At 65.0% G+C, this 20,873-nt stretch carries 21 protein-coding genes and 1 tRNA gene; 8 read left to right on the forward strand and 14 right to left on the reverse strand.

From position 1 onward, the window contains the following. Positions 1-252: 252 nt before the first annotated feature. From ASC66_RS04435 to ASC66_RS04450, 4 genes are all read right to left on the reverse strand, one after another. Positions 253-534, reverse strand: a complete 282-nt coding sequence (locus ASC66_RS04435; protein ID WP_055835148.1) for a DUF3892 domain-containing protein — start codon at positions 532-534, stop codon at positions 253-255. 504 nt (positions 535-1,038) lie between these two features. Further along, the gene (locus ASC66_RS04440; protein ID WP_055835150.1) at positions 1,039-1,542 is read right to left on the reverse strand and encodes a hypothetical protein; all 504 of its coding nucleotides are present in this window, start codon (positions 1,540-1,542) and stop codon (positions 1,039-1,041) included. Positions 1,543-1,989: 447 nt separating this feature from the next. Further along, a complete protein-coding gene (locus tag ASC66_RS04445; protein WP_055835153.1) occupies positions 1,990-2,415 on the reverse strand; it encodes a hypothetical protein in 426 nt (141 codons plus the stop codon). 485 nt (positions 2,416-2,900) lie between these two features. Further along, positions 2,901-3,203, reverse strand: a complete 303-nt coding sequence (locus ASC66_RS04450) for a hypothetical protein (RefSeq protein WP_055835156.1) — start codon at positions 3,201-3,203, stop codon at positions 2,901-2,903. 236 nt (positions 3,204-3,439) lie between these two features. Between ASC66_RS04450 and ASC66_RS04455 the strand changes: the two genes are divergently transcribed. Next, positions 3,440-4,312 carry a hypothetical protein gene (locus ASC66_RS04455; RefSeq protein ID WP_055835159.1) on the forward strand — a complete coding sequence of 291 codons (873 nt, stop codon included), beginning with the start codon at positions 3,440-3,442 and terminating at the stop codon, positions 4,310-4,312. Between the two features lie 3 nt (positions 4,313-4,315). Here the strand turns inward: ASC66_RS04455 and ASC66_RS04460 are convergent, their stop codons facing one another. After that, positions 4,316-4,699, reverse strand: coding sequence for a hypothetical protein (locus tag ASC66_RS04460; RefSeq protein ID WP_055835162.1), 384 nt, complete (start codon positions 4,697-4,699; stop codon positions 4,316-4,318). An 87-nt stretch (positions 4,700-4,786) separates the two neighbouring features. On the opposite strand from ASC66_RS04460, the gene ASC66_RS17750 reads away from it, so the two are divergent. Together ASC66_RS17750 and ASC66_RS04465 are read left to right on the forward strand one after the other, a co-directional pair. After that, positions 4,787-5,782, forward strand: coding sequence for a tyrosine-type recombinase/integrase (locus ASC66_RS17750; protein WP_082492005.1), 996 nt, complete (start codon positions 4,787-4,789; stop codon positions 5,780-5,782). After that, entirely contained in the window at positions 5,775-7,577 is a 1,803-nt protein-coding gene (locus ASC66_RS04465) for a hypothetical protein (RefSeq protein WP_055835165.1), read from the forward strand. Before ASC66_RS17750 ends, ASC66_RS04465 begins: the two co-directional genes overlap by 8 nt. Before the next feature lie 278 nt (positions 7,578-7,855). On the opposite strand, the gene ASC66_RS04470 is transcribed toward ASC66_RS04465, so the two are convergent. Then, positions 7,856-7,945: transfer RNA gene (locus tag ASC66_RS04470), tRNA-Ser, on the reverse strand. A gap of 152 nt (positions 7,946-8,097) precedes the next feature. Here ASC66_RS04470 and radA point away from each other — a divergent pair. Then, positions 8,098-9,495: a DNA repair protein RadA gene (gene radA / locus ASC66_RS04475; protein ID WP_055835168.1), complete on the forward strand. Its 1,398-nt coding sequence runs from the start codon at positions 8,098-8,100 to the stop codon at positions 9,493-9,495. Positions 9,496-9,516: 21 nt separating this feature from the next. Here radA and ASC66_RS04480 read toward each other — a convergent pair whose 3' ends face one another. From ASC66_RS04480 to ASC66_RS04495, 4 genes are all read right to left on the reverse strand, one after another. Then, positions 9,517-9,978, reverse strand: coding sequence for a hypothetical protein (locus ASC66_RS04480; protein ID WP_055835170.1), 462 nt, complete (start codon positions 9,976-9,978; stop codon positions 9,517-9,519). Between the two features lie 201 nt (positions 9,979-10,179). Continuing rightward, positions 10,180-10,812 carry a hypothetical protein gene (locus ASC66_RS04485; protein WP_055835173.1) on the reverse strand — a complete coding sequence of 211 codons (633 nt, stop codon included), beginning with the start codon at positions 10,810-10,812 and terminating at the stop codon, positions 10,180-10,182. Positions 10,813-10,893: 81 nt separating this feature from the next. Continuing rightward, positions 10,894-11,400, reverse strand: a complete 507-nt coding sequence (locus tag ASC66_RS04490) for an amino-acid N-acetyltransferase (protein ID WP_055835176.1) — start codon at positions 11,398-11,400, stop codon at positions 10,894-10,896. Between the two features lie 180 nt (positions 11,401-11,580). Beyond that, entirely contained in the window at positions 11,581-14,103 is a 2,523-nt protein-coding gene (locus ASC66_RS04495) for an ATP-dependent Clp protease ATP-binding subunit (RefSeq protein ID WP_055836339.1), read from the reverse strand. Between the two features lie 221 nt (positions 14,104-14,324). Between ASC66_RS04495 and ASC66_RS04500 the strand changes: the two genes are divergently transcribed. Both ASC66_RS04500 and ASC66_RS04505 read left to right on the forward strand, forming a co-directional pair. Further along, positions 14,325-14,942 carry a hypothetical protein gene (locus ASC66_RS04500; protein ID WP_055835178.1) on the forward strand — a complete coding sequence of 206 codons (618 nt, stop codon included), beginning with the start codon at positions 14,325-14,327 and terminating at the stop codon, positions 14,940-14,942. Beyond that, a complete protein-coding gene (locus ASC66_RS04505) occupies positions 14,942-15,175 on the forward strand; it encodes a helix-turn-helix domain-containing protein (RefSeq protein WP_055835181.1) in 234 nt (77 codons plus the stop codon). The genes ASC66_RS04500 and ASC66_RS04505 overlap by 1 nt, the downstream gene beginning before the upstream one ends. A gap of 123 nt (positions 15,176-15,298) precedes the next feature. On the opposite strand, the gene ASC66_RS04510 is transcribed toward ASC66_RS04505, so the two are convergent. Both ASC66_RS04510 and ASC66_RS04515 read right to left on the reverse strand, forming a co-directional pair. Continuing rightward, a complete protein-coding gene (locus ASC66_RS04510; RefSeq protein WP_157509642.1) occupies positions 15,299-15,790 on the reverse strand; it encodes a hypothetical protein in 492 nt (163 codons plus the stop codon). A gap of 130 nt (positions 15,791-15,920) precedes the next feature. Next, complete coding sequence (locus ASC66_RS04515; protein ID WP_157509643.1) at positions 15,921-16,376, reverse strand: hypothetical protein; 456 nt, start codon at positions 16,374-16,376, stop codon at positions 15,921-15,923. Positions 16,377-16,418: 42 nt separating this feature from the next. Here ASC66_RS04515 and ASC66_RS04520 point away from each other — a divergent pair, with 42 nt between their 5' ends. After that, positions 16,419-17,534 (forward strand): pirin family protein, encoded by a 1,116-nt coding sequence (locus ASC66_RS04520; RefSeq protein WP_055835190.1) that lies wholly within the window; start codon positions 16,419-16,421, stop codon positions 17,532-17,534. Between the two features lie 125 nt (positions 17,535-17,659). On the opposite strand, the gene cls is transcribed toward ASC66_RS04520, so the two are convergent. Further along, positions 17,660-19,138 carry a cardiolipin synthase gene (gene cls, locus ASC66_RS04525; RefSeq protein WP_055835193.1) on the reverse strand — a complete coding sequence of 493 codons (1,479 nt, stop codon included), beginning with the start codon at positions 19,136-19,138 and terminating at the stop codon, positions 17,660-17,662. Between the two features lie 94 nt (positions 19,139-19,232). On the opposite strand from cls, the gene ASC66_RS04530 reads away from it, so the two are divergent. Beyond that, a complete protein-coding gene (locus ASC66_RS04530; protein WP_157509644.1) occupies positions 19,233-20,531 on the forward strand; it encodes a hypothetical protein in 1,299 nt (432 codons plus the stop codon). Positions 20,532-20,678: 147 nt separating this feature from the next. On the opposite strand, the gene ASC66_RS18045 is transcribed toward ASC66_RS04530, so the two are convergent. Next, the gene (locus ASC66_RS18045; RefSeq protein ID WP_157509645.1) at positions 20,679-20,831 is read right to left on the reverse strand and encodes a hypothetical protein; all 153 of its coding nucleotides are present in this window, start codon (positions 20,829-20,831) and stop codon (positions 20,679-20,681) included. Positions 20,832-20,873 lie beyond the last annotated feature (42 nt).

Genomic DNA, 20,873 nt, shown 5'->3' on the forward strand with positions numbered 1-20,873 from the left:
CGTCGCGAAAAGTCGCGAGCCTTGCCGTGTCGCGAACGGTGGGGCTGCTCTCGAGTCGTGTAGTCATTGGACGCTGTCATTCGGTTCTGCTCACAATGAGCGCCCCGAAGGGGGTAGTTGGTCGCACTCTCGTCGCAACTCAAGACGGTGTTCACAGCGCGAAGAGCGCCGGCCAGCAGCAAGCAAAATGTTGGGCGACAGACAGAGGCGGGCCGCCATCGAACCGATGGCGGCCCGCCTGCGTTTCGCGGCCTAGAAGAGCGGCAGCGACAAGAGGTTGTTGTTGTACTTGCCATCCGCGTGGGTGCGCAGGTGCGGCGTGACGCCCGGCGTGCGAACTACCGCCACCTCAACCCGTGAGGGTCCGGTGCCCACGTGTGCGGAAGTTCCGGCCGCGTCCAGCCAGGCGACCATCCCTGCCTTGGTGTTGTTGCCGATCGTTCCGAGGGAGTCCACCCATTTGAACTCGGAGAGCGTCTCGTGGGTGCGGACAGTTCCGCTGTAGCGGACGTTGGCAATACGACGTGTGGTCATTTTGCTAGGTACCTTTCATTGTTTGCAGCCCATTCGGTAAGCCACGTTCGGTTGTTGGTCTAGGACTCCGCTGAGTCGCTTGGGTGAGCGAGCGGCTTTGGATCGGAATCGAGAGAAGCTCTCGTCGACTGCCCGCACTTGGAACCCGCTGGCTTGCGGGTCTGCATGCTGGCCATTCAATACCGACCGTCCTGTTTCAAAGATACCGGGCTTTCATGGTTTCGGTGGGGATGCTCGCGCAGGGCGAACAGAATCTGTGCCCGCCGCGGCCTTAGGCAATAGGTGAGTCGGCATCGGCGCTCCACTGGCAGCTGCTTCCAGTTGCCGCATATGACTAGGTGGCCGAGCATGATTCCGTGGCCAGAAGACAATGTGACAGAAAGGCTGCCCAGTGACTGCATATGAATCCTTGATCACCATGGCGATCGGGGGGCTGCCCCTGTTTCTTGCGATCGCCACGACTCCGCCACCACCACGCCGCCGCCGCCGCCGGGGAGAGCCCAATCAGCTTGTGCGGCGAAAGTGAAAGAACAGAGCAGCGACCCCGCAGAGGACGAGTAGGACGAACCCAGTGACGGTCATTGGCACCGAAGCAGCTATGCGCGTGATCGCATCATTGAGTCCGCCAAGCAGGGCGCCCGCCACGAGCGCAGCTGCGCCGCCGAGGATGACAGACCGCTGCTCATAGGCGTCGAGACCGTGAATCGCAAGCGCCACCGCGCCAGCAAGACACAGCACAATCACAATCCATGTGGCGGCCTGCACCTCGACGTGACGCATCATCGCGCCTGGGGCGAAGAAGAGTGTGAGCGCTGAAGCAATCAGCACAACCCACTTCACTGTGCTGCGCACCCAAGTGCCTGTGCTGGCGGCAGCATCCGCCCACTCACCGAGCCCTTCCGCGAACCAGAAAACGCCCAAGGCGATCGCAACAAGCCCGAGCGCCACCATCCAATGAACCAAGGCCCAATCTGACTGAAAGGCGACTGCAATGGCTTCGGTGTGCATGGTGATCTCCTGGTCTTTTCGCTCCAGAAGCTACTCTCGGCCGGCGGCGGAGCCACGTTAGCATTCACATACCAATTGACCCGTTTTTTTGAGTGATCGCGCTAGCATGAGCGCCGGGGGCCGCTTCGGCTCTGCTCGAAGATAAAACTGGGGGAATCATGAACAAATCTGTGCGCCGTTTTGCTGTCACCGCTATGAGTGGGCTATTGATCGCGGGGAGCGTAGCGTTCGGCGGGGTAGTTCCTGCCCATGCAGAGGGCAACGTGGCAGAGTACTTCAGTACGTACGAAAAGTGTGCGACTCGTCGGTCACTTATCAGCACCTTGCAGGGGTACACCGTGCTGTCCTATTGCGCACGAACCAGTGACGGTCGGTATGCGTTTCAGTACCGCACGCGGGTGTAACCGCACGATCCGCTAATACGACCGCGCCGCGGGAGGGTCGGGACTACCCGGGCTCTCCCGCGGCTTCAAGCGCCACTACAAAGTTGCCCACCGAAATGCGGTCTAGCTGCACTGAGCCCACCGATTCCGGGATGGGCACTTCATAGGTCACGGCGCGTTCAGCAGAGTTGCATGGGAATTCTCGCTGGTGCGGAGTCAGGAGCAATTCAAGTTGATCCGAGTCGTTTGCGCGAATGCTGGTCGCCACCCCAAAGCAACCTGACATGGCCCTCATCGTGTAAGAGAGGGTCTCTCCGTCGTCGATCAGAACGGCATACCCCTCGGTCGGCAGGTCGGCAATTCCGCCATGAAAGCTGTCCGGGAACCCCTCATACTCGCGAGTCGCGACGCTCTCTGGAGCCTGGGTACAACCAGCCAGCATCGTGGCGGCGATACCTGCAATACCAGCAGCAATAAGTTTGCGGTTCACTCCTGAATCCTTGCATACTGCAAACGCGCGAGGTGAATCGCGCCGATGGCACCCCTGCGATTGCGACCAAGAGTCACGAGGCACCGTCCGTTCCCGGCATGTGCGGGGTGCGGCGCAGCGATCGGGTCGCTGCCACTTTTCCCGCAGTCGCCACGACCCCCGCGACCGTAACCACGTTAGCTGGCCCAATCAGGCTGCGCAGCGACACTGAGGAAGCAGGACGGCGGCGCCGAAGAGGACGAGAAGGCGAACTCGTCCCGGCAACGTTCAGCGCTTAGTTACCGCTGTAGGTCAAGTCATCGCGCAGCTTGATCCGCACGTTCGCGCCCACAGGAAGGGTTCGCGGCAGGAGCTGGACGCTAACGGCATGCTCCGACACGACTGTCGCCGTCCGCAATCCAGGCAAACCGATACGCCCAGGCGAGGTGAGCGTCATGCTCGTCGAATCACTCAAATCACACCTCGAAGCTAACGGTGATACCGCTCTAGTCCGCCGGCTGCTCGTCTGACGAAGGCTTTTGGCGCCCGGGCCAGAGGTCCGCGTCAAGAAAGAGCTCCAGCTTCGCGATCGTCTCCATGTCGGGCCACGTCCGGCCTTCGAGAATGGCGACGAGCGTCACATGGCTGAGATCAGCGGCGCGGGCTGCGGCGCGAATGCTGCGCTCCCCGATCGCTTCGCGCAGGTTGAGAGTAAAGCGCCTCGCGACTTCACCGACCGGGTCTTCAGACTTCACCGTCGGCCACGAGCGAACGATCTCGTTCGGCTTTCTGCGGGCGGTCCGGGGCATGCCTCAAGACTAGAGGCGAGCGCGCCGTCAGCCTGAATGGGCGCGCGATGTACGCCAGTCCAATTGGTCATTCACACCAAGATACGGTGTTGATAGTATTAAACACAAGCGGGCGGTTGATCTCCCGAATTGGTTGCCACCGCACACGACCGGACTGCCCTCTGGGCGTGGCTGCCGCGGCTCGAGTTTCGATTCGAGGACACACAGCCAGTTGGGCGCAACTTTGCGAGGCGACTATGGCTGACTACCTTCCCCGACTTCCCGTTCAGCTCTGGCTTCAGCTCAAGCCTTTCGTCGATGGCTCGGTCGTTGACGCGGTCGCGCTCACTCCATATCGAGACGTCGAGCTTTACGCCGCCGTTACGCCGCTCGCGGCCTGGATGGTGACTCAAGCCGGGCTCCCGCTTGATCGCGAAGTTGCGTTCGACCCGCACACCATCGACAGGTTCTGCATGGAGGGCTTGGTTCGCTACACAAAGGCCGGGCGCGGGACGATGCGCTCTCGACTCCGCCGGGTTAGCGAAGTGCTACTGCCGGGCCTTGCGGAGCCGCCCCGCGAACGGGCGTTTGGGCCGTCAGTGCCGAACGCGCCCTACTCCGAAGCGCAGCAGATCATGCTGAGCGCGTGGGCGCGGTCGTTGCCTTCGGCCCGGAGCACTCAGGCGCAGCGACTGCTCAGCCTGGGGCTCGGCGCCGGCCTCATCGGTAGCGAGATCGGGCGGGCTCATATCGGCGACATCAAACTGGCCGCGAGCGGAGTGACAGTCGCGGTTAGGGGTCCGCGCGCCAGGACGGTCCCGGTCCTCGACGAGTGGAGTGCGGCGCTCATTCTCGCGCAGAAATCCGAATCACCGGACACATGGCTGTTCCGAGAAGGACGCGATGCGCTAAATCACAACCTCGTCACTGACTTCGTCACTCGGCATCCGGCGCAGGTCCCGCTTCAGGCACGCAAGATGCGAGCGACGTGGCTCGTGTATCACCTCAACTCCGGCGCCCCGCTGATCGCGTTACTCAAAGCCGCGGGGCTCGAGAACGCCGAAGGTTTGGACCGACTGTTGCAATTCGTTGACCCCGACGCCGCGACAAATCACCCGCTGTCGTTCTGACGGTCAGCGCACCGTGTCGTTGGCAGTTCGGCGCTGGTTCATCGAGCCTGCGAGCACATCTGCGATCTCCTGGAGCATGGTCGTACCGAGCTCGTCGTCAATCAAGACGACGTCCTCAAATCGCAGGACGATCTCGCCCCGGAGTAGCCGACCAAGTCGAAGATGGTTCATCCCCATGCCATCAGCAAGCTCCATGATGGTCGTGCCGTTCACTGCGACAGCATTGCGCACGCGGAGCGAAAGCGCGTGGTGGACCTGCGCGACTCGAAGGTTGACGTAATCGCCGGTGCTGAGCCCTTCCGCAGATCGCCAGCGAATCTGAGATGTGGTGCCAAAATCCTTGGCGGAGAGTGCGTAGCTGCGCGGTACGAAACGAGGGGCGGTCACAGAACGAGCCTAGGCCGAAATCTCCATGTATCCCAAAGGGGCACATTGCCTATTGGGGCACCTCGCGTTCGCATCTAACAGTGCGTGATGATCCCCGCGCCTGAAGTCGCCCCCACCGCCGTCCGTGTCGACATTGGCACGCCTGTCGAATACAATGACCACTCTGAGGTTACCCGCCATGTCGTCGCGAACTATGTCTCCCGTTCGGCTGGTGCGCACTGGGACGCGATCAGGTCTTTCGTGGTTGCCAGCGTGAATCAGCTCGAACCACAATCGCCAGCCTCGATCAGGTTTCACCTGACCGTCGCCACTCGCTTTGCCCTCTGGCTCCGGACCAGTACTGGCGCAAGCCTCGACGAGCCCGCCGACTACTGGACCTTTCACCAAGTCCAACGTTTCGCCGCCATGGAGCTCGGGACAGGCACAAGCGCAAGCTACCGAGCGGCAGTGTTGAGGAGACTGAACACGTTTGTGCGACGCTGCGGAGACGGTGAAGACTCCCGGAGGGCTATTCCGGTCGCTCCGCTCCCACCGCTGCTTCCGTACACCTCACGCGAACAAGCAGCGTTTTTGGCCGCTGCCCATGCGCGCGGGTCGGAGCACCGTCGCTCTAACAATCTTGCATTCGTCGCGCTTGGCCTGGGTGCCGGGCTGCGCGCCGTGGAACTTGTCGCAGTCCGCGTTGAAGACATCAGCGATGACTGCACGGACATGAACATCCATGTCCGCGCGGGCTCATCACCCCGCATCGTCCCGATGCGCCGCGAATGGTGCGAAACCCTTCGCCAGGCCCTTGCCAGCCGCGCCTCCGAAGACTTCGTCATCATCGGCCACCGATCGGCAAAGCCGGCCCCGCTCCTTTCTACGCTCACCACAAACGGCCCGAAGGCTCCTCGCCCGACTGCATCACGGATGCGGGCGACCTGGATCATCGGTCATCTCACCTGCGGGCTTCGCATCGACCTCGTGCTGGAGATTGCGGGTCTACACAAGCTCTCGGCACTCGTTCCATATGTAGCCAGCCTCCCGGCGGTCTCACCCATTGATCGCGAGCTCGCGCACGGGAGCTTGGCGAATGACTGATCTCGTCGAAGGGTTCGAGCTCGATCTCGCCGAGCGCCTCACGGATGCGGAACTCGCGACTTTCTCCGGCAAGACTTCTGTGTTCCCGCACTCTGCCGTGCTCACCGTCGACAAGTGCATCCAGATGACAGGCCTGCTTGGTCGGGTCCTCGAGTGGCGTGCGGAAGATCGGTTGGGAAAACACCCGGGCGGGCCAGCCCCGTACGTGAACGATCACGCAATGCTTGTCGTGATGTTACTGCTGGCTCGAGAGCATGCACCACTAAACATCACGGAAATGGCGAACGTTCTACACCGGCGCCTTTCTCCGGAATCGCGCGAGTTCCTCAGGATTCCAAACTCGCTTCCGCCGCGCCAAGGAGGTGGCGGCACCGAGAGGAAGAACTGGTTCAACCAGGCGTACAACGCGTTCCACCGCCTGGTCGACACCATGGACCCACATCTCGACACAAAGAAGACGCGGCGATACCTCCTCACGAACGAGCAGCGCGAGAAGATCTTCACGGGCCGCGACAGAAACATGATGCGGCGCCGCAAAGAACGGCTCGACCTGTTCTCAGAGAAGTTCGTGCAGATGACATTCACGATGCAGCCACGACGCCTCCGGAGGTTGCAGCGTCGGGCTAATCTTTCCGTCGACCAGACCCCGATTCCAGTCTTCAGCAAGAAGGGCACCAAACGCGACAAGCAAGCTAAGGGCATGGAAGAGCGACTTGTCGCCGAGATTGATGCCGCCTGGTATGTCAAGGGTGAAGAGTACATCTGGGGATTCGCCGCAAACTTCATCATTAACACCGCAGACACTCCAGGGACGAAGCCCAACTACCCGATCACCATTCGCGCATTCAACCTCAGCAAGCCGGGTGAGCAAATAGGTGAAGAAGCTGTCAAGCTCGCGCGACAGCTCGTACAGGCCGGGCATGTGCCGGGGCGTTTCACCGCCGACCGTGGATACTTCCCAAACGAGAAGGTGTCCAACCTTCATCGTCCGCTCCGGGACATGGAATTCGACCTCGTGTTTGATATGAAGCGCACCGAGTTCGGAAAACAAGACGGTGGGCAAAACGGCACGATCTATGTCGAGGGCGAGCACCTCTGCCCGGGCACCCCGAAAGACCTCATCAACCTTTCCGTTCGCGCGGAGGCGAAAGAATTCGATGAGCACACATACAGAACCCTCATCGACGAACGAGCACGATACGCAGCGCGCAACAAGGAGAAGCCTGACGCGGACGGCAAAGTGAAGAAGATGTGCCCGGCACTTGGTCCCCAAGCAAAGATCGAGTGCCCACTGCGAGAAATCCACCCCGAGTCCTCAAAGAAGACGAAGCCTCGAGTGCTGAAGAAGAACCTCCCGGAGAAGCCGCCGGCGATCTGCTGCCAATCTTCAGCCGTGTTCGAGGAGAACGACGACACGATCCGCTTTGCGCAAAGGTATCGCTTCCAATCTTCGGAATGGGCCCAGATCTACAAGTTCGATCGAAATGCCGTCGAGGGCATGAACGGGTATATCAAGAACGATGCCCACGAGTCGCTCTCGAACCCACAACGTCGTTCTGCGCGCGGAATGGCCGCGCAACAAGTTCTCATCACAATGCTCGTCATCTCGGCGAACATGCGGAAGCTACAGTCGTTCCTCGCGGAGGAGGGGCGCGAGATTTTCCAGAAGATTGAGAGGCGCTACCCCGAGTCGCGTCGACGGGACCGGAAGGCACACAGCAAGTACAAGCGCACTTGGGGACCGGCACCAGACGTGGTCATCGTTGAAGGCAGATCCGACCCTCTGAGAACATAGGCCTGCCTCCAGGCCACCCAACTGATTCATTCGCGCCGAACAGGGCGCTATTTGTGCTGCCCCCGATCGACAGATTCACACCCGGGTCAAGGACAGACGGCGCCAGCCTGCCGTAAAACTGGCGCTTGGGCCCAGCAGCGAGGTCCGTACAGGACTTGGCCGGTGAAGAAAACCGATAACGGTCAAGAAACGAAGAAGAGGGCCTCCGCAATGCGGAGGCCCTCTTCTTTTGATCCCAGTTCTTAGAACGAAATCGACCAGACCCTAGAAGGGCCCAATGGCGGTACCGGTGGGATTTGAACCCACGGTGGACTTTCACCCACACAACTTTTCGAGAGTTGCACCTTCGGCCGCTCGGACACGGTACCGCGGATTAGTTTAGTTGCGAGAGGCGCCGAGCGCGAATCGAGGGCGTCAATCACGGATGCCGCGCGCGTCGCGCGATGCGGCATCCGTGCTCTCTGGCCTGGCACCGGCCCCGACAGGCACCCCTGTCAGAGCAGCAGGCTAACCTCGGAGCATGGCCAAATCCGTGAGTTCCTTCCGCTGTGTCGAGTGCGGGTGGACCAGCATTCGTTGGGTCGGGCGATGCGGTGAATGCCAGCAGTGGGGCTCCGTTCAGGACCTCGCCGATCAGGCCGGACCGGCACGCACTCTGCGGCCGGTGCAGATCTCTGACGCTCGCTCCGCCCGGCCGATCACGGCGGTGACGACCGAGTCCGTGCAGCACTGGCCGAGCGGCATCGCCGAGTTCGATCGCGTTCTCGGCGGCGGCATCGTTCCCGGTGCGGCGATCCTGCTGAGCGGCGAACCCGGTGTCGGCAAGTCCACGCTGCTGCTGGAGGTGGCGGCCCGTGCGGCGGCGACGGGCCAGAAGGTGCTCTACGTCAGCGCCGAGGAATCGGTGCAGCAGGTTCGTCTGCGCGCCGAACGCACGAATGCGCTCGTACCGACCCTCTACCTGGCCGCCGAAACCGATCTCGCGACGATCCTCGGCCAGATCGACGCCGTCGAACCACAGCTGCTCATCGTCGACTCGGTGCAGACCGTCGCCAGCTCGCTCTCCGACGGTCTCGCCGGCCAGCCCAGCCAGGTGCGCGAGGTCGCGTCGACGCTCATCCGCGTGGCGAAGGACCGCCACCTTCCCGTTTTGCTCGTCGGCCACGTGACGAAGGATGGCTCGATCGCCGGGCCGCGACTGCTTGAGCACCTCGTTGACGTCGTGTGCCAGTTCGAGGGCGATCGGCAGACAGCGCTGCGCTTCGTGCGTGCGCTGAAGAACCGATTCGGACCGACCGACGAGGTCGGCTGCTTCGAGATGACCGGAGACGGCATCGCCGAGGTGCCAGATCCCAGCGGGCTTTTCCTCAGCCGGGGCGCGACCGGCGTCAGCGGCACCTGCGTCACCGTCGCCCTCGAGGGGCGGCGTGCGCTCCCCGTCGAGGTGCAGGCGCTGCTCGTCAAGTCCACCGGGCCCCAGCCGCGGCGCGTGGTCAACGGCGTCGACCCTTCGCGGGTGGCGATGATCCTCGCCGTGCTCGAGCGCCGGGCCAAGCTCTCCGGCGTCGGGCAGCTCGATGTCTACATCTCCACCGTCGGCGGGGTGCGGCTGAGCGAACCCGCCGCCGACCTCGCCATTGCCGTCGCCATCGCCTCCGCGATGCATGACCGCCCGGTCCCCCACGATATGGCCGCCTACGGCGAGATCAGCCTGGCCGGGGAGGTGCGCCCGGTCACGGCCGGCAAGCTCCGCGGGGCCGAGGCCAGACGGCTCGGCTTCAACAAGATCCTGGATGCCGAACTCGGCAGCGTCACGGCCGCACTCGAACGGCTGCGGCTCGCCGGGCCGGGCACCCCGGCCGAGCAGCGCCAGCAACGGGCGGAGAGTCGCGAACGGGAGCTCGACGGCGCGTTCTGAGTCGGAGCCCTGAAGCCGAGCCTAGAGCTCGAGCGCGGCCAGCAGCTCGGCCGGCGAGGCCTGCATCGGGTGGGGGCCGGCGATGTCCAAGAACACCGTCGTGATCTGCTCGCTGTAGCGACGCAGGAAGGTCTTCAGCCACTCCGGGCCCTGCAGGCCGACGGCGGGCGGAAGGTTCGCCGGCTTATTGCGCGCATCGCTGAAGAGCAGCAGCGCGATCTCGCCCGTGTTCGGGTCGCGGTATGTCCACACCTCACCCGACTCAAGCGGTCGATCCCGGTCACCGGCCTTCATCAGCGGGACGATCGTGTTGCCGTTGCGCAACGCGAGTGCGACCGCGGCCATGTCCTGGCGCTCGAGCGCCTCGGCGAGGGCCTGCGAACGGAACTCCTCGGCGCCCGGGCCCTTCTTCGCGGCCTTGGCCGCCTTGCTCGCCGGGTGCCCGCCCACGCGCTTGGTCTTCTTCTGAGCTCCGGATGCCATGACTCCAGCCTAGCCAAAGCCGATCGCCCGGCCCCCGGCCGTTCGCTCGCGGCGTGCGCTCGGCCGGTGTTGCGGTGAACACGCCGAGCGGGGCGCCCGTTCGTGCGGCGTGGCGCCAGAATCACCGGCCGAGCGCCCGCGCAGGAGGGCCAGCGGAGGACAACGGAGGGACACCGAACAGCAGCTCAGCGCCGAAGGCCGCTAGTTGAGGATGAACTGCTTCGAGCTGGCTGATTCCACGCCGTCGACACTCACCGACAGGTGGTAGGAGGCGCCCCCGGCTGGAGCCGAGTCGCGTTCGGCGGAGTCACAGGTGTCAGGCGATGAACGGGTGCGGTCCCAGACGATCGGCGCGGCCGACTTCACGGGCTCCCCCGGTTTCAGCTCGAACGGCACATCGCTGGATTCCGTCTGGCAGTCGGTCGAGGTCCAGTAGACGTCCTCGCCGCTCTTGACGGTGAAGACCTGGGCAGCCGTGCCGACGTTGAGGGTGCACGCCGTTGCTCCGGTATTCGTCACGACGAGCGAGAGCTCCGGCTGCTGGTCGGCCGCGTAGTCGCCGGCGTCGGTGACGGCCTCGACCGTGACAACCTCAGGCGCGCACGCCCCGTCGGCGGAGGCAGGGGCCGTCGGGCCCGTGCTGCTGCCGGGATCCGTCGTCTGATTGGAAGAGCCGGTGGAATCGGGTTTCTGCGCCTCGGCGTTGCCACCGGGCCGCACGATGATCAGCACGACGACAACGATGACGGCGAGCAGACCGAGCAGGACTACGAGCCTCCGGCGCCAGTAGACCTTGCTGGGCTGGGGGCCGACGGGATTCTTGATCGTCGACATGCCATCAGGCTAGAACGCCACATGCGCTTTGCCCGGCATTTACCCGGTGATTCAGCGCTTTCGCAGGCTGGGCCGGGCGCGTCAGAGGCGCTTGAGCATGCGGGTGTTGCCAAGGGTGTTCGGCTTGACCCTCGCCAGATCGAGGAACTCGGCGACGCCCTCGTCCGGTGAACGCACGAGCTCGGCGTAGACCTCGGGCGCCACCGTCTCCGTGCCCATGTCGGCGAATCCGTGACGCACGAAGAACGGCACCTCGAAGGTGAGGCAGAACACGCGGGAGAGGCCGAGCTCGCGGGCATCGTCGATCAGCCGGTCGAGCAGGGCGTGACCGACGCCGGTGCCGCGCCACGCCCGCGAGACGGCGAGCGTGCGCACCTCGGCGAGGTCTTGCCACATCACGTGCAGCGCGCCGCATCCGATGATCTCACCGGTATCGCTCTCGGCGACCCGGAACTCCTGCACCGCCTCGTAGAAGACGACGAGGTCCTTGCCGAGCAGGATTCGCTCCTGCACGAGCGGTTCGATCAGGCGCTGGATGTCGGGGACGTCGCTCGTGCGTGCGCGACGCACCGTGAATTGCTGAGCCACCCTGGCACCCTTCTGTCTGCGTGCATCCAGCGTACTGCCGCCACACTCCGTCGCCGCGCGTGCCCAGCAGCAGCCGCACGTTGTGAGACAGCGCGTTGCGATGCGGTGGCACGCAACAGGCCCCGGCAGCCGGAGCTGTCGGGGCCTGTGACGCGCGGGGGCGCGGTGGTTGTGCTGTGCCTAGCCGGCGATCGCGATGCCCGGCGTGACCGGACCGGTGCCGAGTGCGGCTCCGGCGTTCACGTTGGATGTCGCGGCGACCGAACGCTGCGTGGTGGTGAAGACGAACTTGCCATCGACGAAGTCCACGTGCACGTGGTCGCCCGAGTTGAGCTCGCCGTGCAGGATCTTCTCGGAGAGCAGGTCCTCCACCTCGTGCTGGACGGCACGACGGAGCGGACGCGCACCGAGGGCGGGGTCGAAGCCGACCTCGATGAGGCGCTCCTTGGCGGCGAGGGTGAGCTCGACCGTCATGTCGCGGTCCAGCATCCGCTCGGAAAGACGCTTGATGAACAGGTCCACGATCTGCAGCAGCTCCGGCTTGCTCAGCTGCGGGAAGACGATCGTCTCGTCGACACGGTTGAGGAACTCGGGCTTGAAGTGCTTCTTCAGCTCTTCGACGACCTTGCCCTTCATGATGTCGTACCCGACCGCGCTGTCACCCTCGACCTGGAAGCCGACGGGACCGCCGGAGATGCCCTTCGAACCGAGGTTCGTGGTCATGATGATGACGGTGTTCTTGAAGTCGACGACTCGGCCCTGACCGTCGGTCAGGCGGCCCTCCTCGAGCACCTGCAGCAGCGAGTTGAAGATGTCCGGGTGGGCCTTCTCGATCTCGTCGAAGAGCACGACGGAGAACGGCTTGCGGCGCACCTTCTCGGTGAGCTGGCCACCCTCTTCGAAGCCGACGAATCCAGGAGGAGCACCGAACAGGCGCGAGACCGTGTGCTTCTCGCCGTACTCACTCATGTCGAGCGAGATGATGGCGTCTTCGTCGTCGAACAGGAACTCGGCGAGCGCCTTGGCCAGCTCCGTCTTTCCGACACCGGTCGGACCGGCGAAGATGAACGAGCCGGAGGGGCGCTTCGGGTCCTTCAGGCCGGCACGGGTGCGGCGAATCGTCTTGGAGAGCGCCGAGATGGCCTCCTCCTGACCGATGACGCGCTGGTGCAGGGCCTTCTCCATGAAGACGAGTCGCGAGGACTCCTCCTCGGTGAGCTTGAACACGGGGATGCCGGTGGCCTGAGCGAGCACCTCGGCGATGAGTCCCTCATCCACGACGGCGGTCGTCTTGACGTCGCCGGACTTCCACTGCTTCTCGAGGCGCAGACGCTCGCCGAGGAGGTTCTTCTCCTCGTCACGCAGGCTGGCGGCCTTCTCGAAGTCCTGGTCCTCGATGGCGGCTTCCTTGTTGCCACGCACGACGGCGATCTTCTCGTCGAACTCGCGCAGCTCGGGCGGGCTCGAGAGGATCGAGAGGCGCAGGCGTGCGCCGGCCTCGTCGATCAGGTCGATGGCCTTGTCCGGCAGGAAGCGGTCGGCGATGTAGCGGTCGGCGAGGTTCGCCGCCGCGACGATGGCACCGTCGGTGATGGACACCTTGTGGTGCGCCTCGTAGCGGTCGCGGAGACCCTTGAGGATGTTGATCGTGTGCGGCAGGCTCGGCTCCGCTACCTGGATCGACTGGAAGCGACGCTCGAGTGCGGCATCCTTCTCGAAGTGCTTGCGGTACTCGTCGAGGGTCGTCGCACCGATGGTCTGCAGCTCGCCACGGGCCAGCAGCGGCTTCAGAATCGAGGCCGCGTCGATGGCGCCCTCTGCGGCACCGGCACCGACGAGCGTGTGGATCTCGTCGATGAAGATGATGATGTCGCCGCGGGTGCGGATCTCCTTGGTGACCTTCTTCAGGCGCTCCTCGAAGTCACCGCGGTAGCGGCTTCCGGCGATGAGCGAACCGAGGTCGAGCGAGTAGAGCTGCTTGTCCTTGAGTGTCTCGGGCACGTCGCCCTTGACGATGGCCTGGGCGAGGCCCTCGACGACGGCGGTCTTGCCGACGCCGGGCTCACCGATCAGCACGGGGTTGTTCTTGGATCGACGCGAGAGGATCTGCATCACGCGCTCGATTTCCTTCTCGCGCCCGATCACGGGGTCGAGCTTGCCGTCGCGGGCAGCCTGCGTGAGGTTGCGGCCGAACTGGTCGAGGATCTGCGAGCCGCCCTGGGCCTGCGTCTGCTCGTTGGCGCCGACGGCGACCTGCTCCTTGCCCTGGTAGCCGGAGAGAAGCTGGATGACCTGCTGGCGCACGCGGTTGAGGTCGGCGCCGAGCTTGACGAGAACCTGAGCTGCGACGCCCTCACCCTCGCGGATGAGGCCGAGCAGGATGTGCTCGGTTCCGATGTAGTTGTGGCCGAGCTGCAGCGCCTCGCGCAGTGAGAGCTCGAGCACCTTCTTCGCGCGCGGCGTGAAGGGAATGTGGCCGGTCGGCTGCTGCTGACCCTGACCGATGATGTCCTGCACCTGCTCGCGCACGGCGTCGAGCGAAATGCCGAGGGACTCGAGCGCCTTGGCCGCGACACCCTCGCCCTCGTGGATCAGCCCGAGCAGAATGTGCTCGGTTCCGATGTAGTTGTGGTTGAGCATCTTGGCCTCTTCCTGGGCCAAGACAACGACGCGGCGGGCACGGTCGGTAAATCTCTCGAACATCATCACTCCTCGCGACGCCACGCAGGTATGCGGCGCCGATACATAGAGAGTAACCAGCGCAGAGTCCGCGTGTGCCTGTGTTCGCCCAGAGCATGACGATGTGACACGGGATGCCGCGGACGCCCGATACAACGCACAGCCGCCGCACAGTTGACAGCCCCGGCATCCGGCCGTACCTTAACGATAATCGTTGTTATCGATAAACGTGAAGGAGCATGACAATGCGCACTGCGCCCAACTACACCATCAAGCGGTCAGACGCCGTCGGACTGTGGATCTTCATGGTGGCCGGTGCCGCGATCGCCCTGTGGACGGGCATCGCCGCGTTCCAGCGGATCATGGAGGTGCTGCCGAACAGGGATGTCGCCGTGCTCGGGCAGTTCGCCGGCACCATCGCGTCCGCTCCGATCGGCGTCGACGGTTCCCCCGTGGACGTCGAGCTCGAGCAGGCCATGCTCACCGTGCCCGCCCTACCGGTCGCGGCGCTCTGGGCGATCGTGATCCAGCAGATCGTGGTTGTCATCACCGTGCTCACCGTGGTGGTCGCGCTAATCTGGCTCGGCCGGAACGTGACACGCAGCGTCGTGTTCAGCCGCACCAACACCGTGCTCGTCAGCACGGCGGGAATCGTGGGGCTGGTCGGCTACGCCGCCGTGCCCTTCCTCGGCAACATGGCGGCGAATGGCGCCTTCGCGGTGCTGAGCGAGCGCACCTTCGATAACGTGATCATCTCCGTCGAGCCGTTCAGCCTCATGCTCCTGGCGTTCGTCGCCGCGCTGATGAGCACGGTCTTCGCGATCGGCGAACGCCTGCAGCGCGACACCGATGGGCTGGTCTGATGGCCCCCGCCGAGAGCGATGACGACGGCATCCGCTGCCGACTCGACGAGCTGCTTATCGAGCGCGGCATGACGCTGACGCGGCTGAGCGAGCTGGTGGGCGTGAGCATCGTGAACCTCAGCGTGCTGAAGAACGACCGGGCCCGCGCCATCCGCTTCTCGACCCTGCAGGCGATCTGCGACGCGCTGGACTGCGAGGTGGGCGAGCTCCTGGTGCGCACCCGGCGCGGCTGAGCGCTCCCCTCGACTGCGGACCTCCGCTGCAAAAAAAGTACTTCGCGCGGCTGCAAGGATCGAATCGCGGATTCAGTCCTTGTAACCGCGCGAAGTCCTGAGAAACGCGCGAGCCGCGGCTGGCTAGTGCTCGGCGTCTTCTTCCGGCTCGTCTTCGGCGGGCTTGCCTTCGGCCGGCTTGTATTCCTTCGTCGGCAGCACGATGGTCTGCTCCAGCACCGTGATCTCGAGCGGCTCCGTCGTGGTGACGTCCTGCGGGGTCCAGAATTCGGTCGTGTGGGGCACCAGATCCATGGTGCACGGCTGGTCGGGCAGCGGCGGGACCTCAATGCTCACCGCGTTACCCTCGCCCGCCTGCTTCTCGACGTTGATGGCGCTGCCGACGTAGGGGCAGGTCGAGCTGCCGAAGATCGTGATGGCGATCTTGTTGCCGATGCCGATCCAGGCGGCCTGCGGCTCACCTGTCGGCGCATCGCTCTCGACGTCGACGCCCTCCGGGAAACCGGGGAAGTCTCCGGTCGGCGTGTTGGGGACGGGCGTGCAGCCCGTCAACAGCAGAGCGGATGCCGCAACCACGGTTGCGATGACGAAGCGGTTGCGCACGGTAGTAGCCATGCCGCCACTCTAGCGCCAGAGGAGCGGCGCACCACAGCACCGATTTGGGCGCGCCGCGACCGCCCATCGGGACCCTGAGAACGTCCACACCATCCGAAACCAGACGCTCAGTGGCGGGCGTTCCGCGGAGCTAGCGCTCGGCGGGGAGGGTGAGGCTGGTGCCGTCGAGCACGATCGTCACATCGGAGCTCGGCGTCGTCCCGGTCGGCGTCGCGAAGACGGTCGTGTGCGGCACGAGGTCGCGTGTGCACGGCTTCGGCGGGATCTCCTGCTGCGTCACCTCGAAGGCGTTTGCCGAGGTCTGCGTCAGCGATTCGACGATCGGCGGGCAACTCGAACTCCCCCACAGCGTGATCCCGATCTGGCTGGCATCCTGCAACCAATACAGCTGCGGCTCGCCGCTCGGGTTCTGCGGCAGTCCGACCATGCCCTCCGGAAGCCCGGCGTAGTCCTCCTCCGGGCTGAACGTCGCACCGGCGCCTCCCACTCCGCCCTCCGAGCTGGCGCAGGCGCTGATCGTGAGCACGACGGATGCCGCAAGCAGCACTGCGGCAGCGGGGCGAATGGAGCGGAGACTCGGTGTCATGCCGCCAGACTAGCCCTCTGCACGCGGGCATAGGCTGTGGATATGAGCAATCTTGAGCGCGAGCCGGCAGAGCTCATCTGCGAGTACATCGAGGCGGCGACATCCGCCCGCCCGGCCCCCGTCGAGGTGCTGCTTCCGCGCGATGTGCCCCTCGGTGGGCCGCGGGCGATGCCGGTGCGGCGCACCCTTCCGCAGCGCGGGCGCACCACCATCGGGGCCTGGTGCTTCGCCGACCACTACGGCCCCGACGACGTCGCCGCCACCGGCGGGATGGTCGTCCCGCCGCACCCGCACACGGGTCTGCAGACGGCGAGCTGGCTGTTCGAGGGTGAGATCGAGCACCGCGACAGCGTCGGCAGCCACGCCATGGTGCGCCCGGGCGAGCTCAACCTGATGACAGCAGGCAGCGGCATCTCGCACTCCGAGGTCTCCACCCCGGCCACGACCACCCTGCACGGCGTGCAGCTCTGGATCGTTCTCCCGGATGCCGCGCGCGCCACCCAGCCGTTCTTCGAGCGTCACGACGCCCGGCCACTGCGCCGCGGCGACGCGGAGCTGCGCGTGTTCATCGGCGCCATCGCCGACGAGGCGGAGACGCCGTCGGAGCACCAGGAGTCCGGCACGGCCGCGGCACCCGCCGGCGTCGCAGGACCGGGCCTGAACGTTCCGCTCCCTGCCGGCCCGATCGTCTTCAGCCGGTTGCTCGGTGCCCAGCTCGATCTGCCGGCGCACGGCAGCGTCACCCTGCCGCTCGACCCCGCCTTCGAGCACGGTGTGCTCGTGGACGCCGGCCCGGTGACGCTCCACGATGACGAGGATGACGCCGACGCCGGCGACTCCGAGACGACGCTGGCACGCTCGGAGCTCGGCTACCTCGCACCCGGCCGGCACGCGGTCACGCTCCGGGCCGGTGAGCACCCCGTGCGGGTGATGCTGCTCGGCGGCGAGCCGTTCACGGAGGAGATCGTGATGTGGTGGAACTTCATCGGGCGCAACCACGACGAGATCGTCGACTACCGCCACGACTGGCAGCACGACGTGATCAATGAGGCCGGGGCGGCCACGGCATCCGGTCGCTTCGGCATCGTCGCGGACTACCCGGGATCGGCGCTGCCCGCGCCCGCGCTGCCCACCGTGCGGCTCAAGCCCCGCGGCTAGGGCGAGCCGACTGAAACCGGGGCCAGCATCGGTGACGGCGCCTGAGGCTGCCTGATTCGGGCTGCCGCCTTTCGCGACGCTTCGCGTCGCGTTGCGGCCGTATCGAGATCCGCCGAGGCGATGTCTTACTGCAGCGCCGAGGTGAGGCGGGCGAGCCCGTCCAGCACGGTCGAGCGCAGCGGCTGCTTCATCCACTCGTCGAGGGTGAGTTCCTTGCTGACGGAGCGGTAGTGGTCCTCGACCACTCGCATGTCGCGCACGAAGCTCTCGCCGCGCACGAGCATGGAGACCTCCATGTTGAGGCCGAATGAGCGCATGTCCATGTTGCTCGATCCGATCACGGCCACGTCGTCATCGATCGTGAAGTGCTTGGAGTGCAGGATGTACGGCGCCTTGTACATGTAGATGCGCACGCCGGCGCGCAGCAACGCCTCGTAATAGGAGCGTTGGGCGTGCCAGACCAGGGCCTGGTCGCCGATCTCGGAGACGAACAGGTCGACGCGGAGGCCACGGTCGACCGCCGTGGTGATGGCGTAGAGCATCGACTCGTCCGGCACGAAGTACGGGCTCGTGATGACGATGCGGTGCTGCGCGCCGTAGAGCAGGGCGAGGAAGAGACGCAGGTTGTTCTCGCCCTCGAAGCCCGGGCCGCTCGGAACGACCTGGCACTCCAGCAGCGTGGGGTCGTCGATCGACTCGAGAACCCGCACCTCCTTCTCGAGCAGCTCCTCCGACTCGATGTACCAGTCGGTGATGAAGATCAGATTGAGCGCATCGACGACGGGGCCCTCGACCCTGGTCACCAGCTCCTGCCACTTGAGCCCGCGCTTGATGTTGGAGCGCTTGTTGTAGCTGCGGTCGATCACATTCAGCGACCCCATGAAGCCGACGTGCCCGTCGACGACGAGGATCTTGCGGTGGTTGCGCAGATCCGGGCGCTGGAACTTGCCCTTCAACGGCTGCACGGGCAGCATCAGGTGCCACTGCGCCCCCATCGCGGTGAGTCGCTTGACGGTGTGCTTGTAGTCGCGGGTGCGCCAGGAGGCCCAGTGGTCCATCAGCACGCGCACGGTGACGCCGCGCGCGACGGCCGCCTCGAGCGCGTCGAAGAACACCCTCGTCGTCTGGTCACAGGAGAGGATGTAGAACTCGACGTGCACGAACTTCTCGGCCTTGTCGATCTCGGCTGCCATCGCCATGATCGTGTCGTCGTAGTGCTCGAGCAGGGTCGCCGTGTTGCCGTCGACCATCGGCATCGAGGTGAGATTGCGGTTCAGCTGGGCGACGGAGGCGAACCACTCCGGCCAGTCCTCGTTGTGTGGTCGCCCGCCGGGGACATCCGAGTTCGCACGGATGAATGCGTCCATCCGGCGTTGCTTCGCCATCCGCTTGCGTGGAAGCTTCGGGTTCCCGATCAGGAGGAACAGCGCGATGCCGATGTAGGGGATGAAGAACACGGCGAGCAACCAGGCCATCGCGGCAGTCGGCCGGCGATTGCGCGGGATGATGATGATCGCCGTGACGCGGACGGCGAAGTCCACGAGCAGCAGGAGGCTGAGTATGACGAGCGACGTGTCCGATGGATCCGTGAAGTCAATCAGCATCTGCGGCTATCGGGCCGGAGAGTCGAGGCCCAGACGCGCGCGCTCTTCTGCTTCGATACGGGCGTACACCTTGCGTTCCGTACGGTCCATTCGGATGATCGAGCGCATGATGATCCAGAAGATCACTCCGACGAGCAGCGTCGGAACAATCGAGAAGATCGCGTTCACCCAGAAATTATCCATAGCCCCTCCAGAATACGTTGCTTTTGCCGCGCGCGGGTGCCACGGCATCCTGCCGCGGTCCGGGCGTGCCACCTTGCGAAAGCAGGCCGGGGATGCGCCGTCGGCCGCATCCGCCTGCTTTCGCGTCCGGATGACGCCGGCTGCCTGTTTCCGCGACGTCGCGCGGATGCCGCCATCGCCCAGCGAGAGCACGCTCGCACAGCGAAGCCGGCGCGAAGAGGTCCGTATGCTCGCGCGGCGGCGGCGTCTGTTGTGCACAGCGCGACATCCGGCGGACGCCATCCACAGGTTCCGTCCGGCTCCAGTGGCGGCGAGCCGGCCGCGGCAGGCTGGCCTGATGGCACGCGCATTGGCGGACGACATGCAGCAACTCGGCGGGCTCGCCCGTCGCAGACAGCTCCAGCAGCTTGGCCACTCGGCTCGGAGCATTCGAGCGGAAATCGAGTCACGCGCGCTGCGCGTCGTCGCTCGCAGCTGGGTTGCGACAGCCGCGGCAAGAGCGGACGCGGTGCGGGCCGTCGAGCTGCGGGGAACGCTCGGCGGGGCCAGCGCACTCGCGAGCTACGGTGTTTGGGTTCCACACGAGGTCCCGCTCTGCGTCGCAACGCCGCACAGCGCGAGCCGTCTGCCGCCGATGCGAGACACCGAGTGGCGGCTGAGGATCCCCGGCGCTGGTCCGGCAAAAACCCTCGGCCCACGTTCTCCGCAGTGGCGAGTGAGCCTCGTCGATGCCCTTCTTCAGCATGCGCGCTGCTGCCTCAGCGACGATCAGATCGTGGCGTCCTTCGACAGCGCGCTGCACTCGGGCGCGGTGAGCCGACAGTGGCTGCTCACCATCGGCCCTGGAATGCCGCGACGTGTCCGCCGCCTCGTGCGGCACGTCGATGCGCGCGCCGAGTCGGGGCTCGAGTCGCTGCTCCGTCTGGCCTTCGAGCGTGAGGGGTGGAGCGTCGAGCTCCAAGTTCGAATCGACGGCGTCGGCCGTGTCGATCTTGTGATCAACGGCTGGCTGGTGATCGAGGCAGACGGCAAGGCCTGGCACGACGACCCTCGGTCAGCGCAGCGAGACCGGCTGCGCAACTCGGCCCTCGTGCTTCGCGGATTCCGATGGCATCGCTTTGGCTACGAGCAGGTGATGTTCGACCTGGACGGCTGCGTCGCCGTGGTGCGGGCGCTTCTGGCGTCCGGCCGCCCACAACTGAGCGCGTAGCGAGAACAGGCAGCTCCGGCCAGAAACGGCCGCATCCGCCTGCTTTCGCGGCCGCAGGCGCACATCTGCCTGTTCCGGCCGCAGGCGCACATCTGCCTGTTCCGGCGACGAACGCACAGCCACGGGCTGGCGGGGCCGACCCGAGACCTAGCCTCCGGTGATGATGCCCCACACGCCACTGCCGACCAGGTAGAGCCCGACACCGCCGACGATGATCCAGATCGCGAGGCGCCCGTTGGAGACCTTCTTCGGGTCTTTCTCGGGCTCGAGCTCACTCTTGGGGAGGAATTCGTCGTTCATATCTGTGTCTCCGGTTCTCAGAGTCGCCGGCAGCGGTGCCGA

This window comes from Leifsonia sp. Root4, from assembly GCF_001425085.1.
Classification (GTDB): Bacteria; Actinomycetota; Actinomycetes; order Actinomycetales; family Microbacteriaceae; genus Microterricola.